Annotated in this window: 19 protein-coding genes; 2 read left to right on the forward strand and 17 right to left on the reverse strand. The window is 72.6% G+C overall.

Annotated features, from left to right (window positions below; translation table 11 throughout):
* Positions 1-96 precede the first annotated feature (96 nt).
* Both C7456_RS14560 and C7456_RS14565 read right to left on the reverse strand, forming a co-directional pair.
* The gene (locus tag C7456_RS14560) at positions 97-1,041 is read right to left on the reverse strand and encodes an IS481 family transposase (RefSeq protein WP_109724535.1); all 945 of its coding nucleotides are present in this window, start codon (positions 1,039-1,041) and stop codon (positions 97-99) included.
* An 84-nt stretch (positions 1,042-1,125) separates the two neighbouring features.
* A complete protein-coding gene (locus tag C7456_RS14565; protein ID WP_245889888.1) occupies positions 1,126-2,190 on the reverse strand; it encodes a linear amide C-N hydrolase in 1,065 nt (354 codons plus the stop codon).
* Positions 2,191-2,307: 117 nt separating this feature from the next.
* Between C7456_RS14565 and C7456_RS14570 the strand changes: the two genes are divergently transcribed.
* Together C7456_RS14570 and C7456_RS14575 are read left to right on the forward strand one after the other, a co-directional pair.
* Positions 2,308-3,120, forward strand: coding sequence for a hypothetical protein (locus tag C7456_RS14570; protein ID WP_139942986.1), 813 nt, complete (start codon positions 2,308-2,310; stop codon positions 3,118-3,120).
* 99 nt (positions 3,121-3,219) lie between these two features.
* The gene (locus C7456_RS14575; RefSeq protein ID WP_139942985.1) at positions 3,220-3,588 is read left to right on the forward strand and encodes a hypothetical protein; all 369 of its coding nucleotides are present in this window, start codon (positions 3,220-3,222) and stop codon (positions 3,586-3,588) included.
* Between the two features lie 189 nt (positions 3,589-3,777).
* Here C7456_RS14575 and C7456_RS14580 read toward each other — a convergent pair whose 3' ends face one another.
* The 15 genes from C7456_RS14580 to fliO all read right to left on the reverse strand — a co-directional run bounded on the left by C7456_RS14580 (position 3,778) and on the right by fliO (position 19,001).
* Positions 3,778-4,251, reverse strand: coding sequence for a chemotaxis protein CheW (locus tag C7456_RS14580; protein ID WP_109724539.1), 474 nt, complete (start codon positions 4,249-4,251; stop codon positions 3,778-3,780).
* 34 nt (positions 4,252-4,285) lie between these two features.
* Positions 4,286-5,461: a flagellar motor protein MotD gene (motD, locus tag C7456_RS14585; protein ID WP_109724540.1), complete on the reverse strand. Its 1,176-nt coding sequence runs from the start codon at positions 5,459-5,461 to the stop codon at positions 4,286-4,288.
* Positions 5,458-6,198, reverse strand: coding sequence for a flagellar motor protein (locus C7456_RS14590; protein ID WP_109724541.1), 741 nt, complete (start codon positions 6,196-6,198; stop codon positions 5,458-5,460). Before C7456_RS14590 ends, motD begins: the two co-directional genes overlap by 4 nt.
* A gap of 1 nt (position 6,199) precedes the next feature.
* On the reverse strand, positions 6,200-8,170 hold the full coding sequence (locus C7456_RS14595) for a chemotaxis protein CheA (protein WP_109724542.1): 1,971 nt from the start codon (positions 8,168-8,170) through the stop codon (positions 6,200-6,202).
* Positions 8,171-8,185: 15 nt separating this feature from the next.
* Positions 8,186-8,830, reverse strand: a complete 645-nt coding sequence (locus C7456_RS14600; protein WP_109724543.1) for a protein phosphatase CheZ — start codon at positions 8,828-8,830, stop codon at positions 8,186-8,188.
* Positions 8,827-9,234, reverse strand: coding sequence for a chemotaxis response regulator CheY (cheY, locus tag C7456_RS14605; protein ID WP_109724544.1), 408 nt, complete (start codon positions 9,232-9,234; stop codon positions 8,827-8,829). The genes C7456_RS14600 and cheY overlap by 4 nt, the downstream gene beginning before the upstream one ends.
* Positions 9,235-9,283: 49 nt before the next feature.
* A complete protein-coding gene (locus C7456_RS14610) occupies positions 9,284-10,087 on the reverse strand; it encodes an RNA polymerase sigma factor FliA (RefSeq protein WP_109724545.1) in 804 nt (267 codons plus the stop codon).
* 1 nt (position 10,088) lies between these two features.
* Positions 10,089-11,018 carry a MinD/ParA family protein gene (locus C7456_RS14615; protein ID WP_109724546.1) on the reverse strand — a complete coding sequence of 310 codons (930 nt, stop codon included), beginning with the start codon at positions 11,016-11,018 and terminating at the stop codon, positions 10,089-10,091.
* The gene (flhF, locus tag C7456_RS14620) at positions 11,015-12,529 is read right to left on the reverse strand and encodes a flagellar biosynthesis GTPase FlhF (protein ID WP_109724547.1); all 1,515 of its coding nucleotides are present in this window, start codon (positions 12,527-12,529) and stop codon (positions 11,015-11,017) included. The genes C7456_RS14615 and flhF overlap by 4 nt, the downstream gene beginning before the upstream one ends.
* Positions 12,530-12,684: 155 nt before the next feature.
* Positions 12,685-14,778 carry a flagellar biosynthesis protein FlhA gene (flhA, locus tag C7456_RS14625; protein WP_109724548.1) on the reverse strand — a complete coding sequence of 698 codons (2,094 nt, stop codon included), beginning with the start codon at positions 14,776-14,778 and terminating at the stop codon, positions 12,685-12,687.
* An 18-nt stretch (positions 14,779-14,796) separates the two neighbouring features.
* Entirely contained in the window at positions 14,797-15,936 is a 1,140-nt protein-coding gene (gene flhB / locus C7456_RS14630; RefSeq protein ID WP_109724549.1) for a flagellar biosynthesis protein FlhB, read from the reverse strand.
* Positions 15,937-15,939: 3 nt separating this feature from the next.
* Entirely contained in the window at positions 15,940-16,725 is a 786-nt protein-coding gene (fliR, locus tag C7456_RS14635; protein WP_109724550.1) for a flagellar biosynthetic protein FliR, read from the reverse strand.
* A complete protein-coding gene (fliQ, locus tag C7456_RS14640) occupies positions 16,722-16,991 on the reverse strand; it encodes a flagellar biosynthesis protein FliQ (protein ID WP_109724551.1) in 270 nt (89 codons plus the stop codon). Before fliQ ends, fliR begins: the two co-directional genes overlap by 4 nt.
* A gap of 817 nt (positions 16,992-17,808) precedes the next feature.
* Entirely contained in the window at positions 17,809-18,627 is an 819-nt protein-coding gene (gene fliP, locus C7456_RS14645; RefSeq protein ID WP_109724552.1) for a flagellar type III secretion system pore protein FliP, read from the reverse strand.
* Positions 18,624-19,001, reverse strand: coding sequence for a flagellar biosynthetic protein FliO (gene fliO, locus C7456_RS14650; RefSeq protein ID WP_109724553.1), 378 nt, complete (start codon positions 18,999-19,001; stop codon positions 18,624-18,626). The genes fliP and fliO overlap by 4 nt, the downstream gene beginning before the upstream one ends.

The following is a 19,001-nucleotide window of genomic DNA, read 5'->3' on the forward strand; positions in this document are numbered from 1 at the left end:
CCACTACAACTGCCACCGTCCGCACAGCGCACTTGGTGGTCAGACACCCATGGCTCGACTGACGCTTGATCAAAACAACCTATTGAAGCTCCACACCTAGCTGTGTAAACCCAGTACGTTGTTCAGCGGGATGCGGGAGATGGGCGGCTTGTAACCAAGGCTGGCGTGCGGACGATGCCAGTTGTAGTGGTGCAGCCAGTGAGTGAGGGCGTTGGCGCGCTGCTCGGAGTTGTCGTAGGAGCATGCGTAAGCCCACTCCCGCAGGCTGGTCTGCACCAGGCGCTCGGCCTTGCCGTTGGTGCGCGGGGTATAGGGCCGGGTGCGCAGGTGACGCATGCCGAGCCGCCGAACCAGGCGGCGGAAGCGACGTGACTTGTAGCAGGCGCCGTTGTCGGTCAGCAGTTTTTCGAAGTGCACACCCAAGCCCCGGTAGTAGCGAACCGTGCGGATCAGGGCCTTGCAGGCGCTGATCCCACGTTCGTCCGATTCGATGGAGCCGAAGGCCACGCGCGAGTGATCGTCGATGGCCCGATGGACGTACTCCCAGCCGATGCCGCGATGGCGGTGCGAACGGTCGCCGGTGACGCGATGGCCCGGCGAACCGATCCGTCCCAGTTTCTTGATGTCCAGATGCAGCAGTTGTCCGGGCCGGGCGTATTCGTAGCGGTTCTCCGGCGTTGCCGGCTCCAGTTCGGCCAACCGGTGCAGGCCTGCACGGCGCAGCACCCGGGCAATGGTGCTGGGTGCCACGGGCACCTGCTGGGCGATTTGCCGGTAGGTCTGGCGCGAACGCCCTCGTGCCAGCACCTGCTCCACCAGGGCCGGGGCCGTGGCATAGGGGCAGGTATGCGGCCGGGAGGTGCGGTCGGCCAAACCCGCCTGTCCTTCCTCCCGGAACCGCTTCAGCCACTTGTACGCGGTTCGCACGCTGACGCCCGCCGCATGCGCCGCTTCTTCCACCCGAAGGCCGTGAACAAGGACTCGGTCCACGAGCAGGGCTCGACCGCGAGGGCTAAGACGGGCATGTTTATGCAGGTTCATCCGGGGCTCCTGGGGGCTGGGTTGGCTTGGTAACCCCCATCTTCCAGAGATGCCCCGGATGAACAACCTACTGAGAGATCACAGCTAGACCCCAAGAAACTTGAACGGCCTCGCCACCTTGAAATCCGCACTGACCTCCCCGCTGAAGGTGTTGCGCTGGTCCTTGCCCAGGTCGAGCTTCATCACCTTGCCGGTGTCGGCGCCGAAGTCGAGCTTCTTCAGGTCCACCCAGAAGGTGTTGGGGGTCAGCGCGGACTCGAAGAAGTACAGCATGCGCTTGTGGTCGGCGACCGTGCGCCAGCGCGTGGAGGAGAGGTTGGGTTCCTCCGGCGTGTTGATGCCGTAGGGCACCGACACGTTGCGGATCACGCTGAACACGCTGGCCAGCGCCTCCACCGGGTCCTCGTTCTTGGGGATGGCGTTGACGTAGAACGAGGCCCGCGCGAAGCGGTCGGCCGAGCGGTTGGTGCCGGGCAGCATCACCGTGCCGCCGACCTGCTTCCAGTAGGCGTCGAGCGCCAGCTGCTGGTCGAAGGTCGGCGAGTTGGTCATCACCTGGTACTGGCGGCCGTGGTGGATCACCTGCCTGCCGCCGATGTACTCGACGATGGCGCTGTCGCCGCTGGCGTCGGACATCGACAGGTGCAGCGTCGCCAGCCGGTCCTGCCCGGGCACGTTGGCGGTGACCACGAAGAAGGGCTCCTTCCCCAGTGCCGCCACTGCCTCGTCCACCGTGGCGAAGTTGTCCAGCACGTACTGCGCCCACAGCGACAGGGCCAGCGCCGGCTTGTCCTTGCGGTAGGCGGGGTACTGGCTCTCCACCAGCCACAGCAGTTGCGCGGACAGGCCCTTCTCGTTCAGGCCGTCGGTGGTGGAGATGTCGTAGCCCGAGGCGATGACGCTGCCGTACTTCGAGGTCCACTCGACGGAGTTCGGCCCGGCCTGCCCGTTGTGGTGGATGCCGCGCGGGAACACCCACAGGTTGGTGCCCACGTCCTCCTTCCAGTCCATGGAGCGCGCGGTGATGACGTCGCCGTTCGCGCCCAGGTAGACCACGCGGGTGCACGCGCCGGCGGGCACGGCCGCCGCGGCCAACACGGCGAGCGCGACGCCCGCCGCCCAGTTCCTCATCCGGTCACGCAAGTTCATGGTCGCGTCCCCTTGGGCTGGTTCCGGGCGACTGTACTCCACCGGGGATGCGGCATGCAGTGCCAGCGGCGCGCGGGCGGTGTATCGTGGGGCCAGCCACTCCGGTAAGGACAGCCGATGCTCCGCTACCGCGTCGCAGCCGTACTGACGGCCCTGGGACTCGCTTCCGGCGGCCACCAGGCCCGGGCGCAGCAGGCACCGGCGGCGGAGGACGCCCCGGTGGGCGTCGATGCTCCCGAGTCGGGATCGCCGCCTGCCTGGCGCGCCACGGTTTCCACCTATGCCTGGCTGGCGGGCTTTTCCGGCCAGGTCCGCCCGATGCGGCAGGCGCCGGCGGTCTCCATCGACAAGTCCTTCAGCGAGGTCTGGGACAACCTGGACGCATCGCTGTTCGTCAACGCGATGGCCCGGCGCGGCCGGTGGGTACTGCTGGGCGACCTGAACCACACCTCGTCCTCGGACAGCGGCACGATCCCCGTGATGCCCGGCCTGACCGCGCGCGGTGGCTTCAGCCAGACCACGCTGCTGGCGCTCAGCGGCTACCGGCTGCACGAGGATGCGCAGCAGTCCTTCGACGTGTACGGCGGCGCGCGGTGGTGGCGGGTCAGGAGCCATGTCTCGGCCAGGCTGGGCGGCACCCCGGTGCTGTCGATGGCGGACCGCTTCCAGTGGATCGACCCGGTGCTCGCCGCGCGCTACCGCCGCGCCTTCACGACCAAGGACGAGATGCTGCTGTACGCCGACCTGGGCGGCTTCGGCGTGGGCGCGAAGCGGAGCTGGCAGTGGCTCGCCCTGTACAACCGCGCGCTCGGCCGCCGCTGGATGTTCTCGGCCGGCTACCGCATGGTGTCCACCGACTACCGCGACGGCGGCCACGTGCACGACGTGCGCATCGGCGGGCCGCTGCTCGGCCTGACCTGGCGGTTCTGAGCGATTCCGGGAGGCCGTCGCATGGACGAGGCCGCGCGAACCGCACCCCCGCGCCGCGCACCGGAACCCGCCCGGCAGCGCAATGACGAGGAGCCGCCGATGCGCGACGCCCGCGACTGGATGCCGCCGCTGCTGCGCTGCATCGGGACCATGCTGATCCTGGTCGCCAGCGTCTACGCGGTCGGCATCGAGCAGCACGAACAGGCCCAGCGGGCGCAGCAGATCGCCGCCATCCGCAGCGCGCTGGACCCGGCCGGCCTGGGCGCGGGGCCGCGGGACCGCCAGGCCGACCTCGCGCAGGAAGTGCGGCTGCTGCGGCTGCAGATCGCGCAGGGCAGCGACCTGACGGACGAGGTCTTCAAGAATCCCTGGTTCCAGTGGCTCGGCCTCATCGGCACGCTGCTGATCGCGGGGTCCTTCCTGGTGGAGGCCGTGCAGAAGGCCGGGCCGGGGAAAGGCGGCACGTAGAAGCCGGCCGCGCGCTGCCGGCAAGGCCAGCGCGGTGCGCGAGGCGTCCGGTCCCGCGTGCCCTGCTCTTTCGTCCGATGGCAGAAATGGCGACGGCCCGGTCCCGTCCCGCCGCGCCGGCCTATCGCCCCTGGACGGCTTGCCCGTTCCCACCGACGCTGCGGCGTCCGCGGGCCGCTGCGCGCCGGCTCACGCCCGGGATGCCTCCGGCACGCGGCACAGCCGCGGCACGTCGAGCAGCGCGACGAAGCCGCCGGGCACGGCGAACACGCCCCGCACCGGGTCGTCGCTGCGGCTGGCGCGGTCGGGCGGCGGCGGGGCGATGGCCTCCGGCGCGACGTCGAGCAGCTCGCCGATGGCGTCCACGCGCAGGCCGATCAGGTGCTGCTCGTGGCTGAGCATGACCAGCCGCACGGCGCCGTGGCCGCCCTCTTCCAGCGGCGGCAGGCCCAGGCGCAGGCGGCCGTCCATCACCGGCACGATGCGGCCGCGCAGGTGGCGGATGCCGAGCAGGTCGCCGGCGGCGCCGGGCACGGGGGTGAGCTCGCCCTCGCGGATCACCTCGCTGACCTGCGCCAGCGGCGCGGCGTAGCGCTGGCCGGCAAGGCGGAAGGACAACCAGCGCTGCGCGGCGTCGACGGGAAGCGGGGTGGCGGGGCTCATGCGCGGTTCTCCTGCGGCTGGCCGGACGCGGCGCTCAATGCGCGCCGTCCGGCGTGACGACCAGCGTGGCGCTGCCCAGCGGCGACGCCACCGCCGGCGCGGCGGCGGCCGGCGTTTCGGCGGCCGGGGCGGCGCGGCGGATCAGCGGCACGCTGGGCAGCGCCGACGAGACGGCGCTGCCGCCGTCGGCGGGGCCGGCGGCGTCCGGGGTCACGACGTGCGACGCGGCCGCTCCCGGCGCGGCGGCGACGGCAGCGGGCAGCGCGTTCGTGGCCGGCGGCGTGGCGCCAGGCAATGCGGATGCCGGCGCGGGCGCGGCGCCCGCCTGCGCCACCTGCGGCGGCGCCGGCTCGCCCGGCGAGGTGGGCTTGTCCGGGTCGCTGTAGAAGCGCGCCGGCGCCTTGTCGTCGCTGAGCACCACCACCAGCACGCGGCGGTTGCGGTTGCGCCCCTCGGCGGTGGCGTTGTCGGCGGCCGGGCGGTATTCGCCCCAGCCGATGATGCCCAGCCGGCTCGGCTCCACGCCGTGCTCGGCGAACAGCCGCGCCACGCTGGCGGCGCGCGCGGCGGACAGTTCCCAGTTGGACGGATAGACGGCCGTGTTGATCGGCTTGTCGTCGGTGTAGCCCTCCACCCGCAGCGGGTTGGAGAACGGCGCGAGGATGCCGGCCAGGCTGTCGAGCACCGCGCCGGCCTGCGCCGACAGCTGCGCCACGCCGCTGGGGAACAGGATGTCGGTGCGGATCTCGATCTCCAGCCAGTTCTGCGAGCGCCGCACCACGATGAGGTTGCGGTCGATCAGCGGCTGCATGGCGCGCTGCACCTGGTCCTGGATGCGCGCCAGGTTCTGCTGCTGCGCGGACACCGGGGCCGGCCGGAGCGCGTCGGGCTGCCGGCTCGGCGCGGGGCGCTGCGGGATCGGCAGCGCCACCGGCGTCACCGCGGCGCCCGGCTGGCCCTGCGGCGCGGCCAGCGCCGGGTCCACGTTCTTCGGCTTGGTCGGCTTGGGCGGCATCGGCGCGATCACGTGGCTGGAGCCGTTGAAGGCCTCGATGATCGACTCGGACATCACGCGGTACTTGCCCTCGTTGACCACCGACACCGCGTACATCACCACGAAGAAGGCGAGCAGCAGCGTCATCAGGTCGGCGTAGGGGATCGCCCACGCCTCGTGGTTGATGTGCTCCTCGCGGCGCTTGCGCCTGCTCATGGCAGGTAGCCCTGCAGGCGCGCCTCGATCTGGCGCGGGTTGTCGCCCTGGGCGATCGCCACCAGGCCCTCGATCAGGATCACCCGCATCTGCGTCTGCTTGTGCACCAGCGCCTTCAGGCGCGAGGCCATCGGCAGCATCAGCAGGTTGGCCAGGCCGACGCCGTAGATGGTGGCGACGAAGGCGGCGGCGATGCCGTGGCCGAGCTTGCTCGGGTCGGCCAGGTTCTGCATCACCGCCATCAGGCCCATCACCGCGCCGATGATGCCCATGGTGGGCGAGTAGGTGCCGGCGTTCTCGAACACCCTGGCGGCGGCGATGTCGCTGTGCTCGCGCGCCTCCATCTCCACTTCCATCACGCTGCGGATGGCCTCCGGCTCGCCGCCGTCGACCAGCAGCTGCAGGCCCTTGCCGACGAAGCGGTCGGGCTCGGCCTCGATCTGCGATTCCAGCCCGAGCAGGCCCTGCCGGCGCGAGATCTCGCTCCAGCCGACGATGCGGCTGATCAGGTCGTCGGGATGGAACTTGGGCGGCTTGTACACCATCGGCAGCATCGCCAGCGCGCGCTTGAGCACCTTGCCGGGGGTCTGCACCAGCAGCGCGGCGAAGGTGCCGCAGAACACGATGACGAACGCGGCCGGGTTCAGCAGGGCGTCCACCGAGGAGCCCTTGAGGATGGTGCCCACGATGATGACCAGGAAGGCCAGGATCGTGCCGATGAGACTCACGATGTCCATGTCAGGCGGAGATCCTCAGGGTGGGCAGCAGCTGGCCGCCGGCGTCGGCGAGGCCGGCCAGGTCCAGCACCAGCGCGAGGCGGCCGTCGCCGGTGACGGTGGCGCCGGCCACGCCGGGCACGCCGTCGAACAGGTGGCCGAGCGGCTTGACCATCACGTCCTCGCGGCCGATCACCTCGTGCACCAGGCAGCCCAGGCGCAGGTGGCCGATGTGCAGCACCGCCACGTGGCGCCCGCGCGGCCCGGCCACGCCGGCCCAGCCGGCGAGGTCGCCCAGCGGCAGCGCGCGGCCGCGGTGCGCGGCGACCATGCGGCCGTCGAGCAGGCTGTCCTGCCCGGCGGCCAGCTCGAACACTTCCTCCACGTTGGACAGCGGCAGCGCGAGCAGGCGCGGCCCCACGCGCACCATCAGCACGCGCTGGATCGCCAGGGTGAGCGGCACGGCCAGCTCCAGCTCGCTGCCGTGGCCGAGCCGCGAGCGCACCTGCAGCGTGCCGCCCAGCTCGGCGACGCGGGTCTTGACCACGTCCATGCCGACGCCGCGGCCGGAGATGTCGGAGATCGCCGCGGCGGTGGAGAAGCCGGGGCGGAAGATCAGCTCGTAGCACTCGCTCTCGGTGAGGCGCGCGGCCTGGGCCTCGTCGATCACGCCCTTCTCCACCGCCTTGCGCCTGAGCACCTCGGGGTTCATGCCGCGGCCGTCGTCGGCCACCGCGATCACGATGCGCTCGCCGCGCTGGGCGGCGGACAGGCGCACCACGCCCTTGCGCGGCTTGCCGGCGCGCGCGCGCTCCTCCGGCGTCTCCAGGCCGTGGTCGAGCGCGTTGCGGATCAGGTGCACCATCGGGTCGGCCAGCGCCTCGACCAGGCTGCGGTCGAGGTCGGTGCTCTCGCCTTCCAGCACCAGCTCCACCTCCTTGCCGAGCTGGCGCGCGAGGTCGCGCACGATGCGCGGGAAGCGCTGGAACAGCCGGCCCACCGGCTGCATGCGCATGCCGAGCACGGCGCCCTGCAATTCGTCGGCCACGCGGTCCAGCTCGCCGGCGGCGGCGGCCAGGCTCTCGTCGCCGCTGCGCGCGGCGAGCAGCTGCAGGCGGTTGCGCACCAGCAGCAGCTCGCCGGCGTGGTTGACCAGCGCGTCGAGGCGGCCGGTGTCCACGCGCACGGTGGCTTCCGGCGCGGCCGGCGCGGCGGCGCGGGCCGGCGCGGCGGCGGGTGCTGGCGCGGGAACGGGCGCCGCGGCGGGCGCCTGGCCAGGCGCGCCGCCCTTGCCGTGCAATTGGTCGAGCAGCGCCTCGAACTCGCCGTCGTCGATGCCGCCGCCGGCCGGCGGCGGGGCCGCCGCGGCGCCGGGCGCGGCCTTGCCGTGCAGCTCGTCCAGCAGCGCCTCGAACTCGTCGTCGCTGATGGCCTCGCCCTTCGGCGCCATGCCGGGCGGCAGCGGCGCGGGCTCCACCGTGCCGGGCGCGGCGGTGCCATAGAGCGTGTCGAGCAGCGCCTCGAACTCGCTGTCGTCGATGGTGCCGGCCTCGCCGTCCGCCGGCGCGGCGGGCGCGGGGACCGGCGCCGGCGCGGGGGCCGGCGCGCGCGCGGCGCCCGGCCGCAGGCGCGCCAGCAGCGCGCCCGGCGGCATCGCCAGCGGCGCGCCGGCGGCCAGCGCGGCCATCATCGCGTTGAGCAGGTCCAGCGCCTCCAGCAGCGCGTCCATCCGCGCGGTGTCGATCAGCAGCGCGCCGTTGCGCGCCTCGTTGAGCAGGTCCTCGGCGTGGTGGCACAGCTGCACCATCGGCTCCACGCCGAGGAAGCCGGCGCCGCCCTTGACGGTGTGGAAGGCGCGGAACACCGCGTTGAGCAGCTCGACGTCGCGCGGCGACGCCTCCAGCGCCACCAGCTGTTCGCCCAGGCGCTGCACCAGCTCCCCGGCCTCGACCAGGAAATCGTCGCGCAGCTCGCTGTCCAGCGTCGGGTCCATGCCGGCAGGGCTCCCTCAGAAGCCGAATTCGCTGAGCAGGCGGTCGGCCTCGTCCTGGCTGGAGATCTTCTCCACCGCCGGCGGCGGCTCGCGCCCGGCCAGCGCGCCGGTGAGGTGCACCAGCTCCAGCAGCGAGGACTCCACGCTCTCGATGAAGTTGACCACCTTCTTGATGCGCTGGCCGGACAGGTCCTGCCAGGACTGCGCCATCACCATGTCGGCCAGGCCGTGGCTGCAGCGGTCGGCGAAGTCGCCGGCCTGGCGCGCCAGCACCGCGGCCGGGTCGCTGGGGCTGCTGGTGAAGGCCAGCACCTCGTTGGCGTTGGCGGCCAGCGCCTCGGCCTCCGGGCGCATGCGCTCGGCGAAGTCGATGCTGCGGTGGGCGGCCTGCGCGCTCATCTCCAGCACGTCGTTGAGGTGCTTGCGCGCGTCGGCGACGCTGCCGGGCACGCCCTCGTGGGCGAGCTCGCTGCCGAGCCGGCGCACCGCGTCGTGCAGGTCGCGGGCGAGCAGGCCGAGCGCGCGGAACAGGCGCTGCTCGCGCTGGCGCACCAGGCTGTCCAGCGCGGCCTCGAAGGCGGCGCCGTCGGTGCTGTTGAGCAGCGCGTGGACTTCCGGCGGAAGGTTGGCGTGGTCGATGCTGGGCAGTACGGCGTTCATGCGGTGGCTCCGCTGGCGGCGAGCCGCTCGAAGATCTTGGTGAGTTTTTCCTGCAGGGTGACCGCGGTGAACGGCTTGACGATGTAGCCGTTCACGCCGGCCTGGGCGGCGGCGATGATCTGGTCGCGGTTGTTCTCCGCGGTGACCATCAGCACCGGCAGGGCCTTGAGCGCGGGCTCGGTGCGGATCGCGCGCAGCAGGTCGATGCCGGTCATGTTGGGCATGTTCCAGTCGGTGACCACCAGGTCGAACGGCTGCGCGCGCAGCATGGCCAGCGCGCTGTTGCCGTCGTCGGCCTCCTGGATGAGCGGGTTGCTGAAGCCCAGCTCCACCAGCAGGTTCCTGACGATGCGCCGCATGGTGGAGAAGTCGTCCACCACGAGGATCTTCATGTTCTTGTCCATGTTTCCTCGGGGATTGAAGGGGAATAGGGAATCGGGAATGGGGAATCGGTCAGCGTCGGGAGGGACCGGAAGCTTCGCGGGAACGGCCTTTCCTGTTCCCTGTTCCCGATTCCCTACTCCCTCCATCGTCACGCCAGTCGCCCAGGCGCGCGCGCAGGCGCACGATTGCCTGGCCGTGGATCTGGCAGACGCGCGACTCGGTCACGCCGAGCACCGCGCCGATCTCCTTGAGGTTCAGCTCCTGCTCGTAGTACAGCGACATCACCAGCTGCTCGCGCTCGGGCAGCGAGCCGATCGCCTCGATCAGCGCCTCGCGCAGGCCTTCCTGCTCGATGCTGTCCTGCGGCCCCAGGCTGTTCTGGTCGGCCACGTCCAGCGCGGCGGCGCCCTCGCCGTCGTCCGGCGCGGTGAGGCTGAGCAGGCGCGCGCTGGCGGCGTCGGCCAGCGCGGCGTGGTATTCCTCCGGCGACATGCCGAGCCGCTTCATCACCTCGGCGTCGTCGGCGTCGGCGCCGGTCTCGATCTCGATCTGGCGCACCACCTCGGCCATCTCGCGCACCTTGCGGTGCACCGAGCGCGGGGTCCAGTCGCTCTTGCGCAGCTCGTCGAGCATGGCGCCGCGGATGCGGATGCCGGCGTAGGTCTCGAAGCTGGCCGAGCGGTCGGTGGCGTAGTTCCGCGCCGCCTCCAGCAGGCCGATCATGCCGGCCTGGATCAGGTCGCCCACGTCCACGCTGGGCGGCAGCCGGCCCATCAGGTGGTAGGCGATGCGGCGCACCAGCGGCGCGTGCTGGCGCACGAGCTCGTCCGCGCTCTGCTTTTGCAGTTGCAGGTATTCCGATGCCACGCTCATCTCACCACCCCGCCACCGGTGCGGCCCGGCCGCCGAAGAAGGCGATGCGGCCCCGGCCCGCGCGCGCGGGTTCGCCCCATGTATCGGCCGCACCCGCCAATTGCTTGAATGCCTGCGCCGACCGGCTGGCCGGCCACAGGTCCACCACCGCCCCCTGGCGGCGGATCGCCTGGCGCAGCCGCTCGTCGTGCGGCACCAGGCCCGCGAAATCCAGCACCACGTCGAGGAAGCGGTCGCACACCCGCGCCAGCTTCTGGTGCAGCGAGCGCGCCTCGCCGGCGTTGCGCACCATGTTCGCCACCATGCGGAAGCGGCGCACGCCGAAGTCGCGGCTTAAGACCTTCATCACCGCGTAGGCGTCGGTGAGCGAGGCCGGCTCGTCGCAGACCACCAGCATCACCTCGTCGGCCGCGGCGGCGAACATCGAGACGTTGTCCGACAGCCCCGCCGCGGTGTCGACCAGCAGGAACTCCGGCGGCCGCGCCAGCTCGTCGAAGGCGCGGATCACCGCGGCGTGCTCGCCGTTGCCCAGCTGCGCCAGGCGGCGCGCGCCGGAGCCGGCGGGGATCACCTTCAGCCCGTGCGGGGCCTCCATCACCAGCTCCTCCAGCGTGGCGCTGCCGTCGAGCAGGTGGCCGAGGTGGCGGGTGGGGGTCAGGCCCAGCAGCACGTCCACGTTGGCCAGGCCCATGTCGGCGTCCAGCAGCATGGTGTCGTGGCCGGCCATGGCCAGCGCCATGCCCAGGTTCACCGCCACCGTGGTCTTGCCCACGCCGCCCTTGCCGCCGGCCACCGCGATGGCGCGGCACGGCCGGCGCGCCGCGGCGGCGGGCGCGCCCGCCTGGTCCGCCGGGCAGGCGGCCGGGCCGGCCGGGCCGGCGAACAGGTTCATCAGGCCCCAGGCCTGGTTGATCGCGACCGCCCCGCTCATGCCTGGGCCACCGCGAAGCCGAAGCGCTCGGCCATCAGGTCGTCCTCGGCCGGCGCGTTGCTCCTGAGCGCCTTGGCGGCGCGGCACACCAGCGCGCGCGCGTCGGCCACGGCGATGTCCTCCGGCACGCGCTGGCCGTCGGTGGTGTAGTCCAGCGGCAGGCGGTGGCGGATCAGCGCGGACAGCGCGCCGCCCAGGCAGGGCGCCTCGTCCAGCTTGGTGAGGATGCAGGCGTGCGGCTCCAGCGGCAGGTAGGCGCGCACCGCCTCGTCCAGCGACTGCGACTGCGCGTTGGCGGCCAGCACCACGCAGGCGTGCAGCCCGGTGTCGCCGCCGTGGGCGACCTCGTTGAGCACGTCCATCTGCTGCTCCAGCCGCGGGTCGCTGCCGGCCAGCCCGGCGGTGTCGACCAGCACGGTGTGCTTGCCTTCCAGCATGCGCAGCACCTGGCGCAGGCTGGCGGCGTCGTCGGCCGGGTACACGCGCACGCCGAGCAGGCGGCCGTAGTGCTCCAGCTGCGCGGCGGCGCCGATGCGGTAGTGGTCGGTGCTGACCAGCGCGACCTGGCCGGGGCCGTGCCGGCGCACCGCGCGCGCGGCCAGCTTGGCCAGGGTGGTGGTCTTGCCCACGCCGGTGGGGCCGACCAGGGCGAGCACGCCGCCCTCCTCGCCGCGCCCGCGCAGGCCGACCGGCAGCGCGCGGCTGAGCAGGCCCAGCGGCAGGTAGCGCGCCTGCTCGGGGTTGATCTCCTGCGGCAGCTCGTCGGCCAGGCGGCGGGCGACGTCGGCGTCGATGCCCAGGCGGGTCAGCTCGCGCAGCACGCGGGCGCGCAGCGGGTGGCGGCGTTCCATGTCGTTCCAGGCCAGGCTGGACAGCTGCAGCTCCAGCATCTCGCGCATGCTGTTGAGCTCGGCGCGCAGGCGGCGGGTGTCGGCGGCGGCGCGCTCGATCAGCGGGTGCATCAGCACCTGTGCCGGCTCGCCGGGCGCGGCGGCGGGCCTGGCCGGCGCGGCCGGCTTCGCCGGGGCGGCGGCGCGGGCGTTGTCCATGCGGGTGACGTTGGGCGCGGCGGCCTCCGCGGTGCGGGCGCGCGACGGCACGGCGGCGGGCGATGCCGGAATGTCGGCGGGCGGCGTCGGGTTGGCGGCGCGGTGGGGGGTGGCGTCGGGGCGATCGCGGCCGGAGGCCGCTCCCACCGAGGTCGCTCCCGCCACGTCGTCGCGGCCCGGTGGGAGCGGCCTCCGGCCGCGATCCTGCAACCGCGCCTCGCCGGCGCCCGCCGCGGAACCTTCGACCACCGGCGCCTCGGCCTGGCGCGGCGCGGCCGGCAGCGGCGCGCCGTGGCGGGCGGCCTCGCGCACCAGCGCCTCGTCGTAGTCGACCGCGGCGATGATCTCGATGCCGTCGTCGAGGCGGCGGGTGGACAGGATCACCGCATCCGGCCCCTGCTCCTCGCGCACCAGGCGCATGGCCTGCCGCATGTCCTGCGCTACGAATCGCTTGATCTTCATGGTTGCCTGCTCCGCAAGCCGGGAACGGGGAACAGGGAACGGGGAACGAAGGCGGCGGGGAGAACCGGCGCGCCGACCTTGCGACCGCCTCCGCGTTCCCCGTTCCCCATTCCCCGTTCCCGCTTCGTCTGAGTCATCTGCTTCACCTCAACGTTTCAACGCCCCAGCGCCTGCACCAGCCGCACCCGGCGGTTGTCGGGCACCTCGTTGTAGGCGAGTACGTGCAGGTTCTGTGCCACGTGGCGGGTGAAGCGCGCCAGCCACGGGCGCAGCTGCGGCGGCACCAGCAGCACCGCCGGCTCGCCGCTCATTTCCTGCTTGCGCGCGGCCTCGGCCACGCCCTGCTGCAGGCGGTCGGCCAGGCCCGGCTCCACCGCCGCGCCGGCCATGCCGCCGCCGGACAGCGAGTTCATCAGGATCTGCTCCAGCTCCGGCGCCAGCGTGATGACCGGGATCTCGGTGCCCAGGCCGCTGATCTCCTGCACGATCTGCCGGCCCAGCGCCACGCGCACGGCGGCGGTGAGCACGCCGGGATCCTGACTCTGCCCCGCGTGCTCCGCCAAGGATTCGACGATGGTGCGCATGTTGCGGATCGGCACCCGCTCGGCCAGCAGGTTCTGCAGCACCTTGACCACCACGCCCAGCGACAGCCGCTTGGGCACCAGGTCCTCCACCAGCTTGGGCGCGGTCTGCGCCAGGCGGTCGAGCAGCTGCTGCGCGTCCTGGTGGCTGAGCAGCTCGTGCGCGTGGTTGCCGAGGATGTGCGACAGGTGCGTGGCGATCACCGTGGCCGGGTCGACCACGGTGTAGCCCAGGCTCTGCGCGGTCTCGCGCTGGCCCTGCTCGATCCACACCGCCTCCAGCCCGAACGCCGGGTCGCGCGTGGCGATGCCGCTGAGCGGGCCGTGCACGTGGCCGGGGTTGATCGCCAGCAGGCGGTCGCCGTGCACCTCGGCCTCGCCCATCGGCACGCCCATCAGGGTGATGCGATAGGTGCTGGGGCCGAGGTCGAGGTTGTCGCGGATGTGCACCGCCGGCACCAGGAAGCCCAGCTCCTGCGACAGCTTGCGGCGCACCGACTTGATCCGCCCCATCAGCTCGCCGCCCTGGTGCACGTCCACCAGCGGGATCAGCCGGTAGCCCACCTCCAGGCCCAGCGGGTCGACGCTGGCCACGTCCTCCCAGCCCAGCTCCATGCGCTCGGCCGGCGCCGCCGCGGCGGGCGCCTCGGCGGCCGGCGCGGCGAGCTTCTCGCGCGTCTCGCGCTCGCGCCGGAGCAGCAGCCACGCCGCGCCGCCCAGCGCGCCGCCGAGCAGCAGGAAGGCGATGTTGGGCATGCCCGGGATCAGCCCCATCACGCCCAGCACCACGCCGGCCACCGCCAGCGCGCGCGGCTGGCCGAACACCTGGCCGACCACCTGCTTGCCCATGTCCTGCGCGCGCGACACGCGGGTGACGATCACCGCGGTGGCGATGGAGAGCATCAGCGAGGGGATCTGCGCCACCAGGCCGTCGCCGATGCTGAGCAGCGTGTACGTGCGCCCCGCCTCGGCGGCCGACAGGCCGTGCTGCATCACGCCGACGATGAAGCCGCCGACGATGTTGATGAACAGGATCAGCATGCCCGCGGTGGCGTCGCCGCGCACGAACTTGGAGGCGCCGTCCATCGAGCCGTAGAAGTCCGCCTCCTCGCGCACTTCCTGGCGGCGCTCGCGCGCCTGCTCCTGGGTGAGCAGGCCGGCGTTGAGGTCGGCGTCGATCGCCATCTGCTTGCCGGGCATCGCGTCCAGGGTGAAGCGCGCGGTCACCTCCGACACGCGGGTGGCGCCCTTGGTCACCACCACGAAGTTGATGATGGTGAGGATGGCGAACACCACCAGGCCGACGGCGAAGTTGCCGCCGATCACGAACTCGCCGAACGCCTCGATCACCTTGCCCGCGGCGCCGGGGCCGTCGTGGCCGTGCAGCAGCACCACGCGGGTGGAGGCGATGTTGAGCGCCAGCCTGAGCAGCGTGGCGCCCAGCACCACGGTGGGGAACGCGGCGAACTCCAGCGGCCGCATCACGTAGATCACCGCCAGCAGGATCACCAGCGACAGCGCGATGTTGAAGCTGAACAGCATGTCCAGCAGGAACGGCGGCAGCGGCAGCATCACCATCGCCAGCGCGGCCAGCATCATCACCGGCGCGCCGACGCCGCGGCGGCCGAGCTGCTTGAGGTTGTCCAGGGTGCTGGTGGTGGCGGCCATGCGTGTTCCTTCCGGCGGTTACGGCTTGTAGGGACCCATCAGGTCCGGATCGACCTCGGGGCTGGGCGCCGGCGGCGGCGCGTCGCCGCGCGCGGCGGCCTGCCTCAGCTGGTAGACGTAGGCCAGCACCTGCGCCACCGCCACGTACAGCGCGACGGGGATTTCCCGTCCCAGCGCCGTGGTGGCATACAAGGCGCGTGCCAACGGCGGCGCCTCGACCAGCGGGATGCGGTGCGCGGCGGCCACCTGGCGGATCTGCTGGGCCAGCACGTCCACGCCCTTGGCGATCACCCGCGGCGCGCCGCTCCTGCCCTCGTCGTAGCGCAGCGCCACCGCGAAGTGGGTGGGGTTGGTCACCACCACGTCGGCCCTGAGCAGCTCCTGCATCATCCGGCGGCGCGACATCTCGTACTGCACGCGGCGCACGCGGCCCTTGATCTCCGGGTTGCCCTCGGTCTCCTTGGCCTCGTCCTTCAGCTCCTGCCGGGTCATGCGCAGGCGCCTGGCGTGGTCGAACTTCTGGTACAGCGCGTCGACGCCGCCGATCAGCGCCAGCATGCCGCCGAAGATCAGCGCCGCGCGACCGAGCAGGCCCAGCGACTGCGCGATGCCGGCCGCCACCGCGCCGCGGCCGGTGGCCATCAGATCGCCCTCCCAGTGCCGGAGCAGCAGCGCCAGCGCGGCGCCGATCAGGGCGAGCTTGAGCAGCGACTTGCCCAGCTCCACCAGCCCGCGCAGCGCGAAGATGCGGCCGAGGCCGGCCAGCGGGTCGAGCCGCTCCAGCTTGGGCTGCAGCGCCTCGCCGCTGAAGTTCAGCCCGCCCAGCAGCACCGGGCCGGCGAAGCTCGCCAGCATCGTCGCCGCCGCCACCGGCGCGAACAGCAGCAGCGCCTCGCGCAGCGCCAAGCCCAGCACGCGCGCGGGCAGCGCGTCGGAGAACAGCGCCTCGCGGCCGTAGCCCAGCCCCAGCGCGTAGATGCGCTGCGCGTGCACGTAGGCGCCGGGCGCGGTGGACAGCAGCGCCGCGACCGCGGCCAGCACCACCAGCGCGCCGGAGAGGTCGCGCGAGCGCGGGACGTCGCCCTTCTCGCGCGCCTCCCGGAGGCGCTTTTCGGAAGGTTGTTCGGTGCGTTCCTGCTCGTCGTCGTGCCCGGCCACGGCTCAACCTCCGGCGAGCTGGCGCATCAGCGCCCAGGCGTCGTCCTGCAGCGCGGCGAACGCGCCGGGCAGGCTGCGCAGCGCCAGCCACAGCACCACCAGGCCCAGCGTCAGGGTGATCGGGAAGCCGACCGCGAACAGGTTCATCGCGGGCGCGGCGCGGCTGATCGCGGCGAAGCCCAGGTTCACCACCAGCAGCGAGGTCATCGCCGGCAGCGCCACGCGCACCGCGCCGGCGAACAGGTGGCCGCCGAAGGCCACCACCGCGTGCACGCCGCCCGCGCTCACCGCGTCCGTGCCCGGCGGCAGCAGGCGGAAGCTGTCGGCCAGCAATGCGATGAGTTGCAGGTGGCCGTCCAGCGCCAGGAACAGCAGCGTCACCATCGCCGTGTGGAACTGGCTGAGCACCGGCGTGCTGCCGCCCTCGGTCGGGTTCACCACTTCGGCGAAGCCCAGGTTCATGCTCTGCGAGACGAGCTGCCCGCCGAAGGCCACCGCCTCGAAGGCGAGCCTGAGCACGAAGCCGAGCAGCGCGCCGAGCAGCAGCTGCCCGGCCATCGCCGCCACGCCGGCGGCGCCGAACGGGTCGATCGCGCTGGGCGGCGCCAGCGGCAGCAGCACCAGCGTGAGCAGCACCGCCACGCCGACGCGGATGCGCGCGGGAATCACCGCGGCGCCCAGCACCGGCGCCACCAGGCACAGCCCGCCGACCCGCGCCAGCGTCCACAGCAGCGCGCCGATCCACGGCTGCAGCAGCGCGGGGTCGAGCGCGAGCGGCTGCGGCGTCACTTGATCGCTCCCGGCAGCCCCTCGATCAGCTGCCGCGTGAACTGCACCAGCGTGCGCAGCATCCACGGCCCGGCGATCAGCGCCACCAGCGCCATCGCGACCAGCTTGGGGATGAACGACAGCGTCATCTCGTTGATCTGCGTGGCCGCCTGCACCACGCCGATCAGCAGGCCCACCACCAGCGCGGTGAGCAGCAGCGGCATCGCCACCAGCATGGCGACGTACAGCGCGTGCTGGCCGAACTGGATGACGGATTCGGGCGTCATGCCAAAACCTCGCGCCGCGCGCCTTTGCTCCCTCTCCCCGCCGGGGAGAGGGCCGGGGTGAGGGGCCGGTACTTGCGAATGCGCCCGTTCGTGGAAGTGGCGAAAAGAACCAGGCGCGGGGTCGCCGCACGAAGCCGCGCCGCCGCAAGCCTTGCCCCCTCACCCCAACCCTCTCCCCGACGGGGAGAGGGAGCAAGGGGATACCGCAAGCCCCGCATTCCTCGCCCCGCACTTTTCGCTTCTCGGCTTTCGCCCGCGCAGCGGGTGCAAGAAGTGCGCGCAGGAAGCGCGCCGCTCTTCGGGGCCCCTATGGCGCGGCGGGCGGGCGGCGGACCAGCCCGAAGGGTGGCCGGCAGGATGCCGGCCAGTTTTTCGTCGGGGCGGGATGCCCCGTCGAAAAACCCCGCCGTCCGCCCGCGCACCTTCCGGGCAGGAGGCCCGGAAGGCGCGCCATCGGGGTGCCCTTTCTCTTGGCTACTTCTCTTTACTTCGGGCATCCTGCCCTCCGCCCTTCGGGTCGGCTTCGCCGTTCGCCCGCGCTCCAGGCGCGGGCGTGGGCAAGCAAAGAGAAGTAGCCCGGCCGCCGGCAGGCGGGCGGAACCCCGCCGAAGGCGGACCCGACCATCGCAATGCCAGGAAAAACGAATACGCCGAGCGCCAGGCGACAACCGAGCCGCGTCGCCCTGGGCCCCGGCCCCGGATCGAGTCCGGGGCAGGCTCTGCGCCGGGGCGACGAGAACGGGAGGGTGACGCAAGAACGGCCCCTCACCCCGGCCCTCTCCCCGAAGGGGAGAGGGAGAAAAGCGGGTGGCGGGGGTCATGTGTAGAAGCTCCCGGCCAGCGTGCCGACCAGCAGCGTCCACCCGTCCACCAGCACGAACAGCATGATCTTGAACGGCAACGCGATGATCGTCGGCGACACCATCATCATGCCCATCGACATCAGCACGCTGGCCACCACCAGGTCGATGATCAGGAACGGGATGAACAGCAGGAAGCCCATCTGGAACGCGGTCTTCAGCTCCGAGGTGACGAAGGCCGGCAGCGCCACGCGGAACGGCACCGCGTCCTTGTCCGCGAACGGCTTCTCGTTGGCCAGCTTGGCGAACAGCTGCAGGTCGCCCTCGCGCGTCTGGTCCAGCATGAAGCGCTTGAACGGCGCGGCCGCCGCCGGCAGCGCCTGCTCGGCGGCGAGCCGGCCGTCCATGTAGGGCTTCACGCCCTCCACGTAGGCCTTGTTCAGCACCGGCGACATCACGAACAGGGTGAGGAACAGCGCCAGCCCCAGCAGCACCTGGTTGGGCGGCGTGCCCTGCGTGCCCAGCGCCTGGCGCAGGAAGCCCAGCACGATGATGATCCGCGTGAACGAGGTCATCATCAGCAGGATCGCCGGCAGCAGGGTGAGCGCCGTCATCAGCGCCAGCACCTGCAGCGACAGCGTCCAGGTCTGCCCGCCGCCGGCCGCGGCGCGCACGGTCAGCGCCGGGATGCCGGCCGCGGGCTGCGCCGGTGCGGCCGTGCCCGCCGCCGGCGTGGCGGGCGCGGCCGCCTGCGGCGCGGCGCTCGCGGCCAGCGGCAGCAACAGCAGCGCGGCCAGCAGCAGGCGGCGCGCGAGCGTGGCCAGGCGCGCGCTCATGGCCGCCCCCGCAGGCGCGCCAGCAGCTCGCCGAAACCCGGCGCGGTGGCCGGCGCGGCCGGCTCCGGCGCCGGAGCCGTGCCCTCGAAGACATGCAGCATGCGCAGCCCGCCCTGCCCGGCGCCCACCAGCAGGCGCTTGCCGTCGGCGTCGATCAGCAGGATGCGCTCGCGCGCGCCGACCGCGAAGCTCTCCACGCAGCGGATGCGCCGCCCGCCCGGCGCGGTGCGCGCCTGCAGGCGGCGGCTGAGCCAGCCGGCGGCGAAGATCAGCGCGACGATGCCGGCCAGGCTGAGCAGCACGCGCAGCAGCTCGCCGCCGACGCTGAAGTCGGGCGCGGCTGCGGCGGGGGCGAAGGCGAGCAGCACGGGCAT

It is taken from the genome of Fulvimonas soli (assembly GCF_003148905.1).
GTDB classification, from domain to species: Bacteria; Pseudomonadota; Gammaproteobacteria; order Xanthomonadales; family Rhodanobacteraceae; genus Fulvimonas; species Fulvimonas soli.